The following is a 19,496-nucleotide window of genomic DNA, read 5'->3' on the forward strand; positions in this document are numbered from 1 at the left end:
TTCCTACGCGAAAACATTGGTTTCTGCTGCCGGGGCGCCAACAGGGGTTGGCATGCGCAACTCGACCTGCGCCTTCGTCGCCGCGCGTCCACCCAGGTAGCGTTCCCGTTTGTGGGGCCGCAGCCGCTCGAGGTCGACTTCGACGAATCCGTCGATGACGTCGGCGAAATCCGGGTCGGTGCCGAACGCGAGGAAGCGCGCGCCGCCGGGTTCGCACAGGTCGACGTACTGCTTGTAGAGCATCGGCACGCTCGCGCCCATCGCCGCAAGCCGCGCACGCAGGGCGCGAAGGCCGGTTTCGGCGTCGGTCGACGACTCGATCGTTTCCGGGATCTCGTACGGGCGCGCGGCCTCGATGCCGTCCACGGCGCCGTGCCAGCGCGCATAGAACGCAACGACGTCGCGTCGTGCGGCTTCCGGCAGCGTCGCGCTGATCGACACCGGTCCGAACAGGTAACGCACCCACGGCTGGCGCGCGACGTAGGCACCGATGCCCTGCCACAGGTAGTCGACGCTGCGGCTGCCCCAGTAGTCCGGCACCACGAAGCTGCGACCGAGTTCCAGGCCTGCAGCGAGCCGCGCAACGGCACGCGCGTCGAAACGGAACAGCGTCGCCGTGTAGAGACCGGCGAGACCGCGCTCGGCGAGCAGGTCTGCGACGCGTGCGACACGGTAGCCGCCGGCGATGCGCCCGGCGCCGGCGTCCCACAACACGATCTGGTCGTAGCCGCCGTCGAAACGGTCGACGTCGCGCGCACGGCCCGTGCCTTCGCCGACCGCGCGGAACGTGAGTTCGCGCAGCCGTCCGATTTCCAGCATCAGCGCGCTGTTCGCGGGCAGGCGGCCGACGCGGATCTCCTTGCCGTCGAATGTGCGGCCGAGGCATTCGAGCGATTCGACCTCGATGCGCACGCGATCGACGTCCATTGCCTCTGCGACTGGATGCGGGCCAGCGTCCGGCGCACGTTCCGCATCGAACCGCAACTTGCGCAAGCGTTGTCGAACCGACGTCGCGAACATGGCGGCGTCGAGCGTGGGCGCCATCGCGGTGCCGAACGCGAGTCGGAGCGGATGGCTGCGACGCGCGAACATCTCGCGCGCCAGCAGCAGGGTTGCCGCGGGCTTGAACACCGCGCTGGTGCCGTAGAAAAGCGCCGAGTTGCGCGCGTCGATGCGCACGGGAACGACTGGCGCGCGGTGGCGTCGCGCCAGCCGCGCGAACCCGTCGCGCCAGCGTCCCTCGCGCACGCCGCGCCAACCCAGGCGCGCGACTTCGCCGGCGGGAAACATCACCACGCATCCGCCCGCGGCGAGCGCTGCATCGATTGCACGGACCTGTGCCGACGCGCCGCGTCCGAACACGTCCAGCGGAAGGAATACCGGGCGTAGGCCGTCGATCGCAGTCAACACGTCGTTGGCGACGATGCGCACGTCCGGTCGCACACGGCCGATCGCATCGAGCAGCGCGAGCGCGTCGAGCGCGCCGGAAGGATGGTTGGCGACGACGAGCAGCGGTCCGGTCCGCGGCAGTGCATCGATGCCTGCGCCGCCGACGCGGTAGTCCGCGCCGAGGAACTGGAGCGCGGCACGCACCAGCGGCAGGCCGCGCAGGTCGCGATGCTTCTGCAGGAACGCGTCCATCGCCCCGAGTCGCGACCACCGCCGCACCCCGTGCAGGAACGGCCTGGCGACGTGCGCGCGTCGCCCGCGGAACCAGTCCGGGAGTCGCGACGTCAGTCGATCCTCGAGCATGGCGGTGCCTCCCCATTGGCTGGCGCCACGGTGACGTCGATCGGTGTCGGCGGGATGGCGGAAGGGCGTCAGGCCGATGACATCCCGCCGCTCGTCCACGGTCATGCCACCGTCACCCATCTGCAACACGTGCCGCGTGAAGCGGCGCTAGGCTGCGCGATCGGCCGCTTGGGCCAGTGGAGATTCGCCGATGAACACCCGACGTCGCCAGACGCCCGTGTCGAAGAACGCGGCGCGTGCGCGTGCCGCCGCTGCTAAGGACGCCGTATCGACCGTGACCGTCGACGCGATGTCGGCCCCCGTCGTCGAGCCGACTGCCCCGAGCGTTCCGGCTGCGCCGCGCGCAACGGCGGCGAAGCGCGAGTCGAGCGAACCCAAGCCCGTACAGCGACCGGCGGAACGCTGGTTGCGCCAGGGCTGCAAACTCACCGAGGCCGAATACGGCGCGCTGTCGGCGCTCAAGAAGCGCGCATCCGAGCTCGCGCGGCCGATGAAGCGCAGCGAGTTGCTGCGTGTCGGGCTGCAGGCGCTTGCGCGCCTCGACGACGCCGCACTGTTCGACGAACTCGACCGGTCATCGCTCGCGCGCCGCTGAGCGACGGCGCGATCGCGCCACGTGTTTCGACAGGGTTTTCCGGCTCAGCCTTCCGGCATGCGAAACGTGAGGTGGCGCGTGATCGTCACTGGCGCGTGGCCCGATTCGAACAGCCAACGCGACGCTGCGGTCACCGCCGCGCGGTCGAACACGCCGCCCGGCGTAGACGCGACTGCGCGAGCGTCCTGCACGTGGCCATTGCTGTCGATGGTGAAGCGAACATCCACCTCGCCTTCGATGCCGCGCGCGAATGCGTCGCGGGGATAGGCGGGCGTCGTGTCGCGAATGAGTTTCGGTGTGCCCGACGCCGCGGCGGGCGCGATGGGAGCGGGCGTCGTGACTGCAGTAGTCGCGTGCTCCACCGGCTGCGACGGAGGGAACGAAGGCAGCGGCGAGGCGGTCGATGAATCGTTCGACGCAGCGATCGCGCGCGGCTGCGGCGGCTGCACAGCGGCGTGCGCGTCGGTCGACGTCGCCGCGCGCGGCGTGTCGACGGTCGGTGCGCGCACGGGCGGCGATATCGGCGCAACAGTCGCCGCGGTCGCAGTGGCGACTGCCTGCGCGTCGGCGATCTTCTGCGCACGAAGTCGATCGACTGCGACAGCCAGGCGCGTCAATGCCGGCGCGTTGGCGTTCGCGCGCTGCAACAACGTCCGGATGCGCGTGGCCTCGACGTCGTCGCCGCGGTCGACGGCCTGCTCGACCGCGATCACGAGGTACGGCTCGAGTTCGGCCAGCGCCGACAGATCGGCCGGCTTGGCGAGTCCGCGGTCGCGCAGTGCGAGCAGGAATTCCGCGGCGTTCTGCCCCTCCGGCGCGTACAGGCGGTTCGCCGCGAACGCGGCGCGCGCCCGGGTTTGAAGGTCCGAGCTCGACAGCGCCGAGAGTTTGGCTGTGGCCGGCGCGGCGGTCGCGGGCGCGGCGTCCCGACTGCTGCAGGCCGCGAGCGCAGCGCCCGCGAGGAGTCCAAGGACGATCAGGCAGATACGGTCGGAGCGATGCATGGCGATTCCCGGGTGGCGCGCGCACCGTACTGCCGCTTTGTGACCGTTCGTCGCGATCATTCGGGCGCCCGGTCGTCGGTGCGACGCACCTCACAAGGCGAGCGCCGCGAGCTGCCGCGACCGGGTGAGCCTTGTCCCGCTCTTCACCGTCGACGCGCGACGTTCCGCGTGTGTGACCTCGATGGATGGAAAGCCATGACCAAGCGAGAACTGATCGAGCCAAACCCGGGTGACAAGCGTTATGTGCGCCGCGACGCGAAGGGCCGATTCGCCGAGTCCGACAACGTGTCGCGTTCGCTGTCGCAGGACCGCAAGCGCGATGCCAAGCACGATGCCGGCCCGGGGCAGGGCGATCGCGGCGATCACCACCCGCGTACCCATTGACCGCCAGCACAGGAAACCCGCGGATCTCCGCGGGTTTCCTGCATTCGCGCGATCAGTGGCGGGTGGCGTTGCGGAGCCGGTCGTCGATCGCGATCGCAGTGACGTGCACGCCCTGGATCAGCGGTGCGTCCACGTGTTCCGGATTGATGAGCACGTTGCAGCTGTCCTCGGACAACGCGCTCGGTACCTGCGCAGCCAGCGATTGATGCGACGTCGACCAGGCGTCACCCACCTGCTGCACGTCGCGTCGATAGGGCCGCTCGCGCCACGTCGACGGATACGCCTGCACGACCGTCACGCGCGCGCGAGGCAGGTTCGCCCTGGCGAGGTGGGCCGTCCGCGGCGGCTCGCCTTCGCAGTGCACGAGGAATTCGAGCAGTGCGGCCGATGGCGACATCGACGCGTACACCGCCGGCGTACCGTCCGAGGTCCAGCGTCCCGCGCTGTTCGGTCCACCACCGAAGGGCTTGTCCTTCTGGTCGTCGGTGACCACGCGATAGACCGTCACCGTGCCCGGGTGGTCGGCGCTGTGTTCCGTCGCGCCGAGGTGGTCGGCGGTGGGCGTCGCGGTCAGGTGCGCGGTCGCGGAAATGGGGTCGCTGGCGGGAAACGTGTCGCGCAAGGCCTCGTCCAGCTCCTTTTCAGTCGGGGTCTGCGGCGTTGTCTGCATGGGCGTCAAATCCGGAGTCGGCGCGTGCGTCGTCGGCGCGTTTTAACAAGGCGTACTCATGGCAGCGGTGAAGCTGCAGCCGCTTAGGAGGTTCGCCATGACCAGCCGGCCCGTTGCATCGGTTTCCAGGGAGACGCCGCCGACCGTGGTGCGTGCGCTGCTGTTCGAGCGCGACCATCCGAGTCGCGAGATCGGGCCGGCCGAACTACGCGAGCACTCACCCGTGCCGGACGAGCGCCTGCTGTGGGTCGACGTGATTTGCGCGAACGGGCTGCCGGACGCGCTCGCGCCGCTCGGTGCGGATACCGCGCGACTGGACCCGACTGCCGCGAGCGAACTCGGGCTGGTCGTCGGGGGTGACTGGAAATACCTGCACGTGCGCGCACTCAACTGGCACGACGGAAGCCGCCCCAGCGACGTGCCGGTCGCATTCGGCATCGGTCCGAACGTGGTGTTGACGGTGCATCGCGAGCCCGTCGACTTCATCTCCGCCGTGCTCGGCAACGAAGCCGACCACCTGCGCGTCGGCCGCATGGAGGCGACGAGTTTCGCGACCACGCTGATGGACCGCATGCTCACTGACTATCTCGACGCGCGCGATGCATTCGAAACACGGCTCGATCGCCTGGAACTGCTGATCCTGCGACGCCCGGACCCCGCGCATCTCGGGGAATTGCAGGCATTGCGGCACCTCGCGTCACGCCTGCGACGTCACCTGGCATCGCAGCGCGACCTGTTCGATGCGCTGGGTCGCCCGGACTTCGACCCGCGGCAATCGGAATCCGCCGAGCGCCACTGTCGCCTCGTGAGCACGCGCTACAGCCATGTCATGCAGTCGATCGAAGCCGCGCGCGAACTCGTGAACGGCAGCTTCGATCTCTACACCTCGCGCACCGCGGAAAGCACGAACCAGGCGGTGTACACGCTCACCGTGGTCACCGTGGCGATGGGCCTGGCGGCGACGGTGGCCGGCGTTCTAGGCATGAATTTCGAGGCGCCGTTGTTCCAGACCGGGACTCACGGCTTCTACGTCGCCGCGGGCGCGATCGGTGCGGTACTGGTGGCGTCGGGCGCGTGGGCCGCGTGGCGCCTGCGACGCAACGTGCCCTGAGCGACGTCGCCTTCATGAACGTGTGAGACGATCCCGTTCATGAAACGAAAGAATTCGAGCAAAGGTGGCGCCGCCAAGAGCGGCGGCACGAAGGGCCCGGCCGCGCCGACGCGCGGTGGTGCATCCAAATCCGCAAGCGGTCCCAAGCACGCATCCGGGCCCAAGCGCCCGGGCTGGATGCCCGAACCTCCCAGGCCGCTGCGCGGTGCACGCGGTGGTGCGCCATCGGTCGATCCGCACGCACAGCGCGAGGCGTCTCGCTACGAGAAGCCGATCGGCAGCCGCGAAATGATCCTGCAGATGCTGGCATCGGCCGACGGTCCGCTGCCCATGGATGTCATCGCCGAACGGCTCGGCATCGACGACGACGAACGCCGCGATGCGTTGGGCTTCCGCCTGCGCGCGATGCTGCGCGACGGCCAGCTGCTGCAGAACCGCAAGGGCGAGTACCTGCCGGCGCAGCAGGTCGACCTGATTCCCGGCGTGGTCATCGCGAACCCCGATGGTTTCGGTTTCCTCAAGCCCGATCCCGGCCACGGCGACGACCTGTTCCTTCCGCCGTTCGAGATGCGTCGCGTCATGCACGGCGATCGCGTGCTGGCGAGCGTCACCGGCGTCGACCGTCGCGGCCGTCGCGAAGGCGCGATCGCCGAGATCCTCGAACGCCGACTGACGCGCCTCATCGGTCGTTACGAAACGCGCGCCGGCGTGGGCTTCGTGATACCGGACGATCGCCGCATCCAGCAGGACATCCTGATTCCGCCGGATGCCAAGAACGATGCGCAGAACGGCCAGCTCGTGGTGTGCGAAATCACCGAGATGCCGGACGGCAAGCACGTGCCGATCGGCCGCATCCTCACCGTGCTGGGTGATCGCCTGACCGCGTCGCTCGCGGTGCAGGCGGCCATCCACGGCCACGATATTCCGCACGAGTTCCCGCAGCCGGTGCTTGAAGAGGCGGCGGCGATTCCGATCGAGGTCGACGCCGCGACGGCCGGTGGCCGCGTCGACCTGCGCAAGGTGCCGCTGGTCACCATCGACGGCGAGGACGCGAAGGATTTCGACGACGCGGTCTACGCCGAACCCAACCGCGATGGCTTCCGGTTGATCGTCGCCATCGCCGACGTGTCGCATTACGTGCGGCCGGGCACGCCGCTCGACGACGAAGCGCAGAAGCGCGCGACCAGCGTGTACTTCCCCGGTTTCGTGGTGCCGATGCTGCCGGAGACGTTATCGAACGGCATCTGCTCGCTGAAGCCCAAGGTCGACCGCCTGTGCTTCGTCTGCGACATGCAGGTCGATCGAAAAGGGCAGGTGACGTCGTCGAAGTTCTATGAAGCGGTGATGCATTCGCACGCGCGCCTGACCTACACGCAGGTCTGGAACGCGATCGGCGACGTCGACGACGCGGCGCGCGAGGATGCGCTCGGCGTGATCGGTTCGCTGCGGCCGAACATCGAGCACCTGCACCAGCTGTTCGGGATCCTCGTCAAGGCGCGTGAGCGTCGTGGTGCCATCGAGTTCGAATCCGGCGAAGTGCGTTTCGTGATCGGCCCCAAGGGCGAGGTCGTGCAGGCCGGCATGCTCCAGCGCAACGACGCGCACAAGCTGATCGAGGAATGCATGATCGCGGCGAACGTCGAGGCTGCGAAGTTCCTGATCGCCGCCGATGTACCCGCGCCGTTCCGCATCCACGAGCGGCCGCCGCAGCAGAAATACGAAGACCTGCTCGAGTTCCTCAAGGAATTCGGCCTCAGCATGCCCGCATGGTCGAAGGTGCAGCCCAAGGACTTCACGAACCTGCTGAAGAAGATCCGCGAACGGCCCGAGGCTGCGCTGTTGGAATCGGTGTTGCTGCGTAGCCAGGCGCTCGCCGTGTATGCGCCGGAGAACGTCGGCCATTTCGGCCTGGCCCTGGAGGCGTACGCGCACTTCACCTCGCCGATCCGGCGGTATCCGGACCTGCTTGTGCATCGCGCAATCAAGCACGCGCTCAGCGGGGCGAAGCCCGAGAAGTTCACGTACTCGCCGAGCGCGATGGCGCAGCTGTCGCTCGACTGCTCCGCGCGCTCGCGTCGTGCGGACGAAGCCGAGCGCGAAGTCGACGAACGCTACCGTGCAGCGTGGATGGAGCAGCACGTCGGCGGCGAATTCGACGGCACGATCAGCGGCGTGACGAGCTTCGGGCTGTTCATCGAGCTCGACGGATCGAAGGTCAACGGCCTCGTGCACGTCACGCAGTTGCCGAATGATTTCTATCACTTCGATCCGATCCGCAAGACGCTGACCGGCGAGCGACGCGGACGCGAATACCGCTTGGGCGATCGCGTGCGCATCGTCGTGCTGAAGGCGAGCGTCGAGGATCGGCGCATCGATTTCCGGTTGGTCGGCGAGGAAGCTCCGGGGGGCGCGAAGCCGTTGCCGCCGCGGGGGCAGCCGGCGAAGAGGAAGAAGACGCCGTATTGATGCGTGGCGGTGCGTGGGCCCTCCCGGCAACGGCCGTTTCGCGTCAGCCGGGCCGTTCACGCGAGAAAGCGGGTTTTGGCCCGCGTTGCGACCCGTTGGAGGCCGTCCTGAGCGGGTTTTTCCGCGGCGCGGCACAATAGGCGCATGAGCAAACAGAACCAGTGGATCGCCGGCATCAATGCGGTATCGGCGGCGCTTCAGAACGATGCGGAGCATGTGCGCGAGGTGCTGCTGGAGGCGGGGGCGAAGAACCCGCGCATCCAGGAGATCGAGACGCTCGCGCGTCGCCTCGACATCGACGTGCGGCGCGTGGCACAGCAGGCGCTCGATGGCGCCTCCGGCGGCGTGCGGCACCAGGGCGCGATCGCGCGGTACGTCGCGGCCAAGACGTGGAGCGAGAACGAGCTCGAGGAGCTGGTGCAGGCGGCGGACGGCCGGGCGCTGGTGTTGCTTCTCGACGGCGTGCAGGACCCGCACAACCTCGGCGCCTGCCTGCGCAGCGCAGCGGCGGCGGGCGCGACGGCGGTGGTGATTCCCAAGGACAAGTCGGTGCAGGTGAACGCGACCGTCCGCAAGACGTCCGCGGGCGCGGCGGACGCGGTGCCGGTGGTGCCGGTCACCAATCTCGCGCGCACGATGAAGGACCTGCAGCAGATGGGCGTGTGGTTGTACGGCCTGGCGGGCGAGGCTGATAGTTCGCTTTACGCGATCGACCTTCGCGGCAACGTCGGGCTCGTACTGGGCGGCGAGGCCGACGGCCTGCGTCGCCTGACGCGTGAAACCTGCGACGGACTGGTGTCGATTCCGATGCCCGGCGCGGGCACCACGGCGGTGGAAAGCCTCAACGTGTCGGTCGCGGCCGGCGTCACGCTATTTGAAGCCGTGCGCCAACGGAGTGCCCGCTGATGCAGGACGACGCACTCATTTCGCTGCACTGGTACGACGTCGTCGGCCTCGGCGGCACGCTCGCCATCCTCATCGCGTTCGCATTGCTGCAGTCGCGCCGACTGTCCGGCACCGGCATCACCTACCAGCTGCTCAACCTGTTCGGCGCGGCGGGGATCCTGGTGTCGCTGGTGGGCGGGTTCAACCTGTCGGTGTTCCTGCTCGAGCTCGCATGGGTGGCAGTGAGCGGCTACGGCATCGCCCGGTCGCTTCGCGAACGCCGCGCGCAACGCTGAGCCGCGTGCTGCATCCATCGCGCACGACCGTCCGTAGCAACGGGTGAGCGCGCCAGTTCGGCGCGCTTGCGAGCGTCCGGCGCGGGTGGCATAACCGTCGGGCCTTCGGCAACGGTCGGGGGATGCAGTGACCGCCATCGCCAGCCACAGCTTCGGGGCTTCCATGCTCACCACCGCGCCCGCCACGGACGACATCGACGCGCACGCCGATCTGCTGCTCGACGTCGCGCAGGGTGACCGCAGCGCGTTCGAGCGGCTCTATCGCGGCGCGTCGTCGCGCCTGTTCGCGATCTGCCTGCGCCTGTTGCCCGATCGTGCGGAAGCCGAGGACGTGCTGCAGGACGTGTTCACCACGATCTGGCACAAAGCCGAGCAGTTCGACCCCGGCCGCGCGAGCGCGATGGCATGGATGGCGATGATCGCGCGCAACCGCTGCATCGATCGCCTGCGCTCGCCCGGCCATACGGTGCGCACCACCACGATCGAGCTCGGCGACGAACTGCCCGACCACGGCGACACGCCGGTCGACGCCGCCGAAGCCTCGGACGACCGCGACCGCCTGCAGCGCTGCATGCAACGGCTCGACGAACGCCGGCGCGGCCTGATCCGCACCGCGTTCTTCGACGGCGCGACCTACGAAGAACTCGCGACGCGTTCCGGTGCGCCGCTGGGATCGGTCAAAAGCTGGATCCGGCGCGGGCTGTTGCAGCTGCGTGCGTGCCTGGAGCAATGAGCATGCGCGAGCACGATCCCGATCGCGATCCGCCCACCGCCGACACGCTTGCCGGCGAATACGTCCTCGGCGTCCTCGATGAGCGCGAGCGTCGCGACGTGCGCCTGCGCATCGCCCGCGATCCCGCGTTCGCACGGCTGGTCGACGACTGGAGCCGCCGTCTCGATGCGTTGAACGATGAACTGCCGCAGGCCGCCGTGCCCGACCACGTATGGCCGCGCATCCGCACGCGGTTGGGGTGGTCGCCGGTCATGAGTTCGCGGGATCCGGATGGTGTGGGGCGCTGGAAAGCCGCGGCCGCGGCCGGGTTCGCCGCCGCCGCGGTGCTCGCGGTCGTCGCGCTGCAGAAACCGCGCGCGATCACCGCGCCGGCACCTCAGGTCGCAACGCAGGCCGCACCGAAAGCCGCGGCGCCGATGCCCGAAATGCCGGTCACGCGCCTGGTCAAGGACGACGGGCAGATCGCCTATCTCGCGACCGTCGACATGCACGGCGGCGGCATGTGGCTGGTGCCCGTGCCCGGCGCGATGTCGGAGGACGGCATGGCGCCGGTGCTGTGGCTGCTCGCGCCGGGTCAGAAACCGAAGTCGCTCGGTTACGTCGGCGCGTGGAAATCGCACTGGGTCGACGTACCGAAGGCCGAGCTGCACGCCGGCATGACGTCGGGCTGGAGGGTCGCGATCACGATGGAGCCGGTCCAGCCCGTCGCGCCGCAGTCGCCGTCGTCCAAGCCGATGGCCGCGGGCACGCTTTCGCTGTAGCGGTCAGGCGTTGCTCGACGGCGCGCCCGCGCCGCCGAGCATCGGCCACGCGTTGACGATCTTGCAGAACAGTTCGGCGGTGCGTTCGGCGTCGTATACGGCCGAATGCGCTTCGCTTGCCTGCCAGTCGATGCCCGCGGCCTGCAGTGCCCGGCCGAGCACGGTCTGGCCGTAGGCAACGCCCGCCAGTGACACCGTGTCGAACACGCTGAAAGGGTGGAACGGATTGCGCTGATGCCGCGACCGCGCCACCGCCGCGTTGAGGAAGTTCAGGTCGAAATGCGCGTTGTGGCCGACCAGGATCGCGCGCTGGCAGCCGTGCTTCTTCATCGCCGCGCGCACCGGTGCGAACACCACGTCGAGCGCCTGGCGTTCGTTCTTGGCGTCGCGAAACGGGTGGTCGATGACGATGCCGGTGACTTCCAGCGACTTCGGATCGATCTCGGTGCCCGGCGCGGGCATCACGTGCGCGTTCGTTGTCGGGCACGGCACGATGCGTCCGTTCGCGTCGAGATCGAGCGGGATCACCGCGATCTCGAGCAGCGCATGGCGATTCCAGTCGAAGCCGCCCGTCTCGACGTCGACGACGACAGGCAGGAAGCCGCGGAAGCGCGTGGCGAGTGAAGGCACGGGAGGCGGGGGAGTCGGTGCGGCCCGGAAGCCTAGCAGACCGGCCACGAGCGGCCGTCAGCCGACGATGCGCGTGCCCAGCACGATGCCGTCGCGGCGGTAGGCGTCGAGCAGCGCGATGCCGGCGTCGACGAACGCCTCGACGTCGTCCGCACCGACCTCGGACGCGAGCGCGCGCAGATGTGCGTCGCCGCTGACGGCGGCCGCGCCGCCCAGGCGTTGCAACAGATGGAACGCGAGCGGGCTGAGCGCGTGGAAAGCGACCGTGCCGTCGCTGCGTCGATTCACCAGCAGCAAGGTGGGTTCCGGCGAATCGGGCCGCATGTCGGGCGCGATGCGATGCACCGGCCAGTCGTAAGCCAGCGGCCACGCGAGCGAGGACAGCAGCGGAACACCTGCGCGCAGGTCGCCATCCGGATCGTGCGGTGTGCCTTCGACCCTGTCCTCGCTGATCTGCAGCGCGAGTTCGACCCACTCGTAGTGCGCGAGCTCGCGCAGCCACGGTGGATCATCGCGGCCCGACGCCGCGCGTGCGTCGAGATAGCGCATCAGTTCGCGCGAGAGCTCGGTGAACACCGGCGTACGCGCGCCGTGCTCGCGCAGGAAATCGCGAACGAGCTGTCGCCATGCGCCGTCGCCGAGCGTGGCGCGCATCACCGGGAACGTTCCGGCCAGCAAGGATTCGACGTTGTTGAAGACGAGGTCCGCGTAGACCTTCAGGCGTCGCGCTTCGATGCCGGCCGGTGGCGAAGCGACATCGGGATCGCGGACGTACGCGCCCAGCGCGTCCAGCGAGTCGAACGCGTCAGGCCGCATCGCGCTGGCGGCCCGACGCACGCGCGAGCCGCGCGCGCACGCCATCGAGTTCGAGAAGAAGTTCATCGAACGGCGGCAGGTTGAAGTCGCGCTCGAGCAGCGTCGGGCGCGGGCCGAAACGCGCGTAGGCGGCGTCGAGCAGTTCCCACACGGGTGCCGCGACGGGTGCGCCGTGCGTGTCGACTTTCAGGTCGTCGGCTTCGTCGTAATGACCGGCGACGTGGATGTAGGCAATGCGCTCGCCGGGCAACGCAGCGAGGAATTCGTGCGCGTCGTAGCGGTGGTTCGTCGCGTTGACGACGATGTTGTTGACGTCGAGCAGCAGGTCGCAGTCCGCGCGTTCGAGTACGTCGTTGACGAAGTCGATCTCGCGCATCGCCGCGGCGTCGCCGGTGTCCAGCGTCGCGTAGTAGGAGATGTTTTCGACGGCGATGCGTCGGCCGAGCACGTCCTGCGTGCGGCGGATGCGGTCGACCACGTGATCGACTGCGGCGCGATGGAACGGCAGCGGCATGAGGTCGTACAGCTGGCCCTGCGTGTCGGTGCAGGCCGACAGGTGCTCGCTGTAGAGCGGGCAATGGAAGCGATCGAGGAAGCGACGCAGCTTCAGCAGGAAGGTGTCGTCGAGTTCGCCCGGCCCGCCCAGCGACAGCGACAGCCCGTGGCAGACGACAGGCCACCGCGCGGCGAGTGATTCGAATGCGTCGCCCAACGTGCCGCCGACGCCCATCCAGTTTTCCGGCGCGACTTCGAGGAAGTCGACGCTTGTTTCCGAAGCAGCCTGCAGCGGGCCGATCAGGGCCCGCCGCAGGCCAAGGCCCGCGGCATCCGGAGCGAGGATGCGCGACGCGGCCATCAACGCCCGATCAGATCGAACCGCCGCACTTGCCTTCGCCACATTTGCCTTCGGCCATCTTGCCGTCCGCCATCTTCTTGTCCGCGACCGGCTGCGCCTTCGGCATCGATGCGTCCGCCGTGGTCGTCATCTCGGCAGCCTTCTTGTCGGCGCCGCACTTCGCTTCGGCTGCCTTCTTGTCGGCGCCGCACTTGGCTTCGGCCGTCTTGGCGTCGGCCTTGGCGGTCGTGGTCGGCGGCGCGTCGGCGGCCGAGAGCATGTAGCCCTGCGCAAGCGGAGTCGACGCGAACGCGGTGCCGGCGAGCAGCAGCGAGCCGGTGAGGGCGGCGAGGGCGGGGGTCTTCAGGGAACGGGACATGGGGTGACCTCGTGTCGGGGGCGGCCGGGCCGCGAGCCGCGATGCTAGCGCGGCGGGGTGGGTTCGGCAGCCGGGGACCCCGGCCGTCCGGACGCCGGTTCATCCGGCGTCAGATCATCACTACGGCGCCGCGCGACACTCGGATGCAGCCGGCGCAAATAAAAACGGGCGACCCGCAGGCCGCCCGTATCGCGACGCGACGTCCGGTCAGAGCGTCGCCGTATTGCTTTCGTCCGCCTTTTCGCGCGGCGGCAGCGCTTCCTCGCCGCGCACGAGGAACCAGATATTTTCCGCGATGTTGGTGGCGTGGTCGCCGATGCGTTCGATGTTCTTCGCCATGAACAGCAGATGCGTGCACGGCGTGATCGCGCGCGCGTCTTCCATCATGTAGGTGAGCAGCTCACGGAACAGGCCGGTGTAGGCGGCGTCGATCTCCGTGTCCGCCGCACGCACGCGCTGCGCCGCCTCGACATCGTTGTCGCGATAGGCCGCGATCACGTCGCGCACCTGCTGCACCGCGAGCTTTCCGATCAGCTGCAGGCCGGCGACGTGCGGCAGCGGCGGTGCGGTGTTGAGGGCCATGGACCGCTTGGCGACGTTCGCCGCGTAGTCGCCGATGCGTTCGATGTCCGAAGCGATGCGGATCGCCGCGAGGATCTCGCGCAGGTCACGCGCCATCGGGCCGCGCAGCGCGAGCTTCATGACGTCGTGGCTGACTTCGTTCTCGATCGCGTCGATCGCTTCGTCGTTGGCGATGATTCGCGCGGCGGCCTTGTCGTCGCGGCGCTGCACGACGTCGAGCGCGGCTTCGAGCTGCGACGCCGCCATCTCGCCCATGCGCAGGGTTTCGTCGAGAAGGCGCTTCTGCTCGGCGTCGTAGCTCTTGAGGATGTGATCGTGCATGGCTGTCTCGTGTGCGGGTCTGTGGCGAACTGAACAAGGCGACTGGGCTCGCGCGTCCAGCGCCCACCAAGTCGCCGCTGCCGCGGGGTGCCTGCCGTCGGCGTGATCCGACGCGTGACCTGCCTTGTCGCAGATCGAAAGCGCGTCAGATCACCCAAATCGTCCGGTGATGTAGTCCTCGGTCTGCTGCTTCGAGGGATTGGAGAAAATCGTTTCGGTGGTGCCGTGCTCGACCAGCTCGCCGAGGTACATGAAAGCCGTGTAGTCGGAGATGCGCGCGGCCTGCTGCATGTTGTGGGTGACGATCGCGATGGTGAAGTCGCGCTTGAGATCGTCGATCAGCTGCTCGATGCGGCTGGTGGAGATCGGATCGAGCGCGGAGGTCGGTTCGTCCAGAAGCAGGACATCGGGCCGCAATGCCACCGCTCGCGCGATGCACAGGCGTTGCTGCTGGCCGCCGGATAGACCGAGCGCGCTCTGGCCCAGCTTGTCCTTGACCTCGTCCCACAGCGCCGCCTGGTGCAGCGCCTGTTCGACGCGCACCTTCATCTCGGCCTTCGACAGGCGCTCGTGGTGGCGGATGCCGTACGCGACGTTCTCAAAGATCGTCATCGGGAACGGCACCGGCTTCTGGAACACCATGCCGACCTTGCTGCGCAGGCGGTTCAACGGAAAGCGCGGATCGAGGATGTTCTCGCCGTCCAGCAGCACGTCGCCCTTGGCGACCAGCTTGGGATACAGCGCGTAGATGCGGTTGAAGATGCGCAGCAGTGTCGACTTGCCGCAACCCGACGGGCCGATCAGCGCGGTGACGCGCTTCTCGGGAATCTCGAGGTTGATGTTCTTCAGCGCGTGGAACTTGTCGTAATAGAAGTCGAGCCCGCGCGCAGCGAGCTTGACCGGCGCGGCCGACGCCGCCGCTTGCGCGGTCGCCAGGTGGAATCGGGGGGCGTCGTTCATGGCGAGGTCCGGAGGCAGGGCAGCGTTCATCAGTCGTGGGTCACGCGGTTGCGGACGACGATCGCGCGGGCGACGAGGCTGACCGCCAGCACGAACAGCATCAGTACGAATGCACCGGCCCATGCGAGCGAGTGCCAGGCGTCGTACGGGCTCATCGCGTACTGGAAGATCACCACCGGCACGTTCGCCATCGGCGACGTCACGTCGGTCGACCAGTACTGGTTGTTGAGTGCGGTGAACAGCAGCGGCGCGGTCTCGCCCGAGATGCGCGCAAGCGCGAGCAGGATGCCGGTGATGATTCCCGGCAGCGACGACCGGTACAGCACCTGCACGATCACCTTCCACTGCGGAATGCCGAGCGACAACGCGGCTTCGCGCATCTGCGTCGGCACCAGGCGCAGCATTTCGTCGGTGGTGCGCACGACGACCGGCAGCACGATGAAGGCGAGGGCGATGGCACCGGCGAGCGCGGAGAAGTGGCCCACGCGCGCGACGACCAGCGTGTACACGAACAGGCCGAGCACGATCGATGGCGCGGACAACAGGATGTCGTTGACGAAGCGCACCGTTTCGCCGATCCAGCTGCGATTCGAATATTCGGCGAGGTAGGTGCCTGCCAGCACGCCGATCGGCGCGCCCATCGCGATGCCGAGCAGGCTCATCAGGGCACTGCCGAACAACGCATTGAGCAGGCCGCCTTCCTCCCCCGGTGGCGGCGTCATCGCGGTGAACAGCGCAACGTTGATCGACGCGATGCCGTTATGCAGCGTCGTCCAGAGGATCCACACCAGCCAGAACAGGCCGAACACGGTCGCGACGATCGCCAGCGCCTGCGCGACGACGTTGGTGACGCGGCGGCGGGCATAAAGCGAAAGCATCAGGTGCCCTCCCGCTTGGACAGGCGACGCAGCATCAGCCTCGCGACCGACAGCACAACGAAGGTGACCAGGAACAGGACGAAGCCGAGCGCGATCAGCGCGGAGCGGTACTGCTCGGAGTCGGCTTCGGCGAATTCATTGGCGATGGTCGCGGCGATGGAATTACCCGGCATCAGCAATGACGCCGTGAGCTCGTGCGCGTTGCCGAGCACGAACGTTACCGCCATCGTTTCGCCCAGCGCGCGGCCGAGGCCGAGGAAAATGCCGCCGATCACCGCAGAGCGCGTGTACGGCAGCACGACATCCCACACGACTTCCCAGCGGGTCGAGCCGAGCGCGTACGACGACTCCTTGAGCCGCGTCGGTACGGTGAGGAACACTTCGCGCATCACCGATGCGATGAACGGGATCACCATGATCGCCAGCACGAGGCCGGCGGTGAGCATGCCCAGGCCCAGCGGCGGGCCGGCGAACAGCACGCCGACGCCAGGCAGCGTGCCCAGGTGCGCATCGATCCACGGATACACGTGTTCACTCAGGTACGGCACGAGCACGAACAGGCCCCACATGCCGTAGATGATCGACGGAATGCCGGCGAGCAGCTCGATGGCCGTGCCGACGGAGCCACGCATCCACTTCGGCGCGATGTCGGTGAGGAACATCGCGATGCCGAAGCTCACCGGCACCGCGATGATCATCGCGATCATCGCAGTGACGACAGTGCCGTAGATCGGTACCAGCGCACCGAAGTCCTGGCCCACCGGATCCCACGCGCGGGACGTGAAGAACCCGAGCCCGAATTTCTGGAACGTGGCGCGACCGCCCCACAGCATCGACAGCGCGGCGGCCGCGAGCGACACGAGGACGAACATGCCGGCGCCGGTGACGAGCCAAAGGAAGCCGCGATCGGCCGCGGCATCGCGGGAGGTGGCGTCGATAGCGGGAACGGGAATGGCGCTCATGTCACCGTGCGGAGGTGTCGTCGGCGACGCGCTGAGCATCGCGCGGCATCGGCGGGAATCGTGGAAACGGCGTCGCGGGCATGCGCGACGCCGTCGTCGGAATGCGTTGCATCACTTGAACTGTGCGGTCCAGTAGGCCTCGACCTGCGACACCACGTCCGGCGGCAGCGGCACGTAGTTCAGCGATTCCGCGGTGCTGCCGCCCTCGTGCATCGCCCAGCGGAAGAAGTCGAGCGTCGCCTTCGAGCGCGCCGGATCCTTCGGCTGCTTGTACATCAGGATGAAATTCGTAGCGGCGATCGGCCACGCCTGCGCGCCGGGCGCATTGGTGATCACCAGGTTGAAGTCCTGCGCGTTCTTCCAGTCGGCGGCTTCGGCTGCGGCCTGGAACGATGCGATGGTCGGCTGCACCCACTGGCCGGCCGCGTTCTGCATCTGCGCATGCGCCATGCCGTTTTCCGCGGCGTAGGCGAGTTCGACATAACCGATCGAGCCCTTGATCTGCTTCACGTAGGCGGCGACCCCTTCGTTGCCCTTGCCGCCGATGCCGGTGGGCCAGTTCACCGACGTGCCTTCGCCGACCTTCGTCTTCCACTCCGGGCTGACCTTGGAGAGGTAGTTGACGAAGTTGAAGGTGGTGCCCGAGCCGTCGGACCGCTTGACGACGTTGATCTTGGTCGCCGGCAGCGCAACGCCCGGGTTGAGCTGCGCGATCGCGGCGTCGTTCCACATCGTGACCTTGCCGAGGTAGATGTCGGCGAGCACGGGACCGGTGAGCTTCAGCTGGCCAGCCGCGATACCCGGCAGGTTCACCACCGGCACCACGCCGCCGACGGCGGACGGGAACTGGCCAAGGCCCGCGGCAGCAAGTTCGTCCGATGCAAGCGGCTTGTCGCTGGAGCCGAAGTCGACCGTGGCCGCCTTGATCTGCGCGATGCCGCCACCCGAACCGATCGACTGGTAATTGATCTTCGAACCGGTCTTCTGGCTGTACTCGGCCGACCACTTCGACAGCAGCGGATAGATGAACGTCGCGCCGGCGCCGGTGATCGTCGCTTCGGCTTTTTCGCCGGACTGCGCGGTTGCGGCCGTCGACGCATTCGGGGTCTTGTCGGCCGACGTCCCACCGCCCGAGCATGCGGCGAGCGCGATGGAGAGCGAGATGACGAGACCAAGGCGTGCGACGTGCATGGCGACTCCGAACAAGGGCGTGCCGCCACCGTGGCGACACCGTCATGCAATGAAATGATGTTTTTGTTACACGCCGATGACATCGGCGCTGCAACGCGAACGGGCCCCGCGAGGGGCCCGTCCGGACAGTCAACCAGCAGTTGCAGAACGTCGTCGGTCAGTACTTGGCGTTGGCCGACCAGTACGCCTCGATCTGCTTGATCAGCGCGTCGGGCAGCGGCACGTAGTCCAGCGCCTTGGCCTGCGCGTCGCCGCTCTTGTACACCCAGCGGAAGAATTCCTTGGCGTTCTTCGCACCGGCCGCGTTCTTCGGCTGGCGGTACATCAGGATGAAGTTGGTAGCCGTGATCGGCCACGACTGCGCGCCCGGTGCGTTGGTCATCACCAGGTAGAAGTCCTTGGCGTTGGTCCAGTCGGCGCTGGCGGCGGCCGCACCGAAGGTCTCGTCGCTGGGCAGCACGAAGTTGCCGGCGGCGTTCTTCATGCGCGAGTAGGCCATCTTGTTCTGCAGCGCGTACGACAGCTCGACGTAGCCGATGCCGCCGGGGATCTGCTTCACGTAGGCGGCGACGCCCTCGTTGCCCTTGCCGCCGATGCCGATCGGCCACTGCACCATCGTGCCTTCACCGACCTTCTGCTTCCACGTCGGATTCACCTTCGAGAGGAAGTTGACGAAGTTGAAGGTGGTGCCCGAACCGTCCGAACGGTGGACGACGGTGATCTTCTTGGCCGGCAGCTGCACGCCGCCGTTCATGGCGACGATCGCGGGATCGTTCCACATCGTGATCTGGCCGAGGAAGATCTTGGCGAGGGTGTCGCCGTCGAGCTTCATCGCGCCCGAGGCCACGCCCGGAATGTTGATCACCGGCACCACGCCGCCGATGACCGACGGGAACTGGATGAGGCCGGCCTTGGCGAGTTCTTCCGGCTTGAGCGGGGCGTCGGTCGAACCGAAGTCGACAGTGCCGGCCTTGGCCTGCGCGATGCCGCCACCCGAGCCGATCGACTGGTAGTTCACCTGCTTGCCGGTGGCCTTCGCGTAGTCGGACGACCACTTCGACATGACCGGGTAGATGAACGACGCGCCGGCGCCGGTGACATCGGCGGCGTGCGCGGCAAAGCAGGCCGCGGCCAGGGAAAGCGCGAGCACGCGCGCATGCATGGAACGCGAGCTGAGGGACTTCAACACGGGTGGACTCCTGGGCAAGGTACGGGCATCGCCCGCCTGCCGGCATTCCATCGCGCAACCATGACATCGCGGTTGCACGTCGATGACAGGTGCATG

Annotated in this window: 21 protein-coding genes; 8 read left to right on the forward strand and 13 right to left on the reverse strand. The window is 68.0% G+C overall.

What is annotated here, in order from left to right; genetic code table 11:
* Positions 1–3: 3 nt before the first annotated feature.
* A complete protein-coding gene (locus ACKTTN_RS07345; protein WP_407909222.1) occupies positions 4–1,752 on the reverse strand; it encodes a lysophospholipid acyltransferase family protein in 1,749 nt (582 codons plus the stop codon).
* 190 nt (positions 1,753–1,942) lie between these two features.
* Between ACKTTN_RS07345 and ACKTTN_RS07350 the strand changes: the two genes are divergently transcribed.
* Entirely contained in the window at positions 1,943–2,347 is a 405-nt protein-coding gene (locus tag ACKTTN_RS07350; protein ID WP_407909223.1) for a hypothetical protein, read from the forward strand.
* A gap of 44 nt (positions 2,348–2,391) precedes the next feature.
* Here the strand turns inward: ACKTTN_RS07350 and ACKTTN_RS07355 are convergent, their stop codons facing one another.
* Positions 2,392–3,351: an energy transducer TonB gene (locus tag ACKTTN_RS07355; protein ID WP_407909224.1), complete on the reverse strand. Its 960-nt coding sequence runs from the start codon at positions 3,349–3,351 to the stop codon at positions 2,392–2,394.
* Positions 3,352–3,546: 195 nt separating this feature from the next.
* On the opposite strand from ACKTTN_RS07355, the gene ACKTTN_RS07360 reads away from it, so the two are divergent.
* A complete protein-coding gene (locus ACKTTN_RS07360; RefSeq protein WP_407909225.1) occupies positions 3,547–3,735 on the forward strand; it encodes a hypothetical protein in 189 nt (62 codons plus the stop codon).
* A gap of 52 nt (positions 3,736–3,787) precedes the next feature.
* Here the strand turns inward: ACKTTN_RS07360 and ACKTTN_RS07365 are convergent, their stop codons facing one another.
* Complete coding sequence (locus ACKTTN_RS07365) at positions 3,788–4,405, reverse strand: RES family NAD+ phosphorylase (protein ID WP_407909226.1); 618 nt, start codon at positions 4,403–4,405, stop codon at positions 3,788–3,790.
* Positions 4,406–4,502: 97 nt separating this feature from the next.
* Here ACKTTN_RS07365 and ACKTTN_RS07370 point away from each other — a divergent pair, with 97 nt between their 5' ends.
* The 6 genes from ACKTTN_RS07370 to ACKTTN_RS07395 all read left to right on the forward strand — a co-directional run bounded on the left by ACKTTN_RS07370 (position 4,503) and on the right by ACKTTN_RS07395 (position 10,657).
* Entirely contained in the window at positions 4,503–5,516 is a 1,014-nt protein-coding gene (locus ACKTTN_RS07370; protein ID WP_407909227.1) for a magnesium transporter CorA family protein, read from the forward strand.
* A 39-nt stretch (positions 5,517–5,555) separates the two neighbouring features.
* Positions 5,556–7,982: a ribonuclease R gene (gene rnr / locus ACKTTN_RS07375; RefSeq protein WP_407909228.1), complete on the forward strand. Its 2,427-nt coding sequence runs from the start codon at positions 5,556–5,558 to the stop codon at positions 7,980–7,982.
* Between the two features lie 144 nt (positions 7,983–8,126).
* Positions 8,127–8,888, forward strand: coding sequence for a 23S rRNA (guanosine(2251)-2'-O)-methyltransferase RlmB (gene rlmB / locus ACKTTN_RS07380; RefSeq protein ID WP_407909229.1), 762 nt, complete (start codon positions 8,127–8,129; stop codon positions 8,886–8,888).
* Entirely contained in the window at positions 8,888–9,163 is a 276-nt protein-coding gene (locus ACKTTN_RS07385; RefSeq protein WP_407909230.1) for a CBU_0592 family membrane protein, read from the forward strand. Before rlmB ends, ACKTTN_RS07385 begins: the two co-directional genes overlap by 1 nt.
* A gap of 163 nt (positions 9,164–9,326) precedes the next feature.
* Positions 9,327–9,896, forward strand: a complete 570-nt coding sequence (locus tag ACKTTN_RS07390; RefSeq protein ID WP_407910032.1) for a sigma-70 family RNA polymerase sigma factor — start codon at positions 9,327–9,329, stop codon at positions 9,894–9,896.
* A gap of 2 nt (positions 9,897–9,898) precedes the next feature.
* Positions 9,899–10,657: an anti-sigma factor gene (locus ACKTTN_RS07395; RefSeq protein WP_407909231.1), complete on the forward strand. Its 759-nt coding sequence runs from the start codon at positions 9,899–9,901 to the stop codon at positions 10,655–10,657.
* A gap of 3 nt (positions 10,658–10,660) precedes the next feature.
* On the opposite strand, the gene rnt is transcribed toward ACKTTN_RS07395, so the two are convergent.
* From rnt to pstS (ACKTTN_RS07445), 10 genes are all read right to left on the reverse strand, one after another.
* Positions 10,661–11,326 (reverse strand): ribonuclease T, encoded by a 666-nt coding sequence (gene rnt / locus ACKTTN_RS07400; protein ID WP_407910033.1) that lies wholly within the window; start codon positions 11,324–11,326, stop codon positions 10,661–10,663.
* 18 nt (positions 11,327–11,344) lie between these two features.
* Entirely contained in the window at positions 11,345–12,103 is a 759-nt protein-coding gene (locus ACKTTN_RS07405; protein WP_407909232.1) for an HvfC family RiPP maturation protein, read from the reverse strand.
* Positions 12,093–12,959: an HvfB family MNIO-type RiPP peptide maturase gene (locus ACKTTN_RS07410; RefSeq protein ID WP_407909233.1), complete on the reverse strand. Its 867-nt coding sequence runs from the start codon at positions 12,957–12,959 to the stop codon at positions 12,093–12,095. The genes ACKTTN_RS07405 and ACKTTN_RS07410 overlap by 11 nt, the downstream gene beginning before the upstream one ends.
* A 10-nt stretch (positions 12,960–12,969) precedes the next feature.
* The gene (locus tag ACKTTN_RS07415) at positions 12,970–13,317 is read right to left on the reverse strand and encodes an HvfA family oxazolone/thioamide-modified RiPP metallophore (RefSeq protein ID WP_407909234.1); all 348 of its coding nucleotides are present in this window, start codon (positions 13,315–13,317) and stop codon (positions 12,970–12,972) included.
* Positions 13,318–13,524: 207 nt separating this feature from the next.
* Entirely contained in the window at positions 13,525–14,220 is a 696-nt protein-coding gene (gene phoU, locus ACKTTN_RS07420; RefSeq protein WP_407909235.1) for a phosphate signaling complex protein PhoU, read from the reverse strand.
* Between the two features lie 150 nt (positions 14,221–14,370).
* Positions 14,371–15,180 (reverse strand): phosphate ABC transporter ATP-binding protein PstB, encoded by an 810-nt coding sequence (gene pstB, locus ACKTTN_RS07425; protein ID WP_407909236.1) that lies wholly within the window; start codon positions 15,178–15,180, stop codon positions 14,371–14,373.
* A gap of 29 nt (positions 15,181–15,209) precedes the next feature.
* Positions 15,210–16,058, reverse strand: coding sequence for a phosphate ABC transporter permease PstA (pstA, locus tag ACKTTN_RS07430; RefSeq protein ID WP_407909237.1), 849 nt, complete (start codon positions 16,056–16,058; stop codon positions 15,210–15,212).
* Positions 16,058–17,020 (reverse strand): phosphate ABC transporter permease subunit PstC, encoded by a 963-nt coding sequence (pstC, locus tag ACKTTN_RS07435; RefSeq protein ID WP_407909238.1) that lies wholly within the window; start codon positions 17,018–17,020, stop codon positions 16,058–16,060. Before pstC ends, pstA begins: the two co-directional genes overlap by 1 nt.
* Before the next feature lie 111 nt (positions 17,021–17,131).
* On the reverse strand, positions 17,132–18,211 hold the full coding sequence (gene pstS, locus ACKTTN_RS07440) for a phosphate ABC transporter substrate-binding protein PstS (RefSeq protein WP_407909239.1): 1,080 nt from the start codon (positions 18,209–18,211) through the stop codon (positions 17,132–17,134).
* 157 nt (positions 18,212–18,368) lie between these two features.
* Entirely contained in the window at positions 18,369–19,373 is a 1,005-nt protein-coding gene (pstS, locus tag ACKTTN_RS07445) for a phosphate ABC transporter substrate-binding protein PstS (protein ID WP_407910034.1), read from the reverse strand.
* Between the last annotated feature and the right edge of the window lie 123 nt (positions 19,374–19,496).

Source organism: Lysobacter claricitrinus (genome assembly GCF_045866565.1).
Taxonomy (GTDB): Bacteria; Pseudomonadota; Gammaproteobacteria; order Xanthomonadales; family Xanthomonadaceae; genus Cognatilysobacter; species Cognatilysobacter claricitrinus.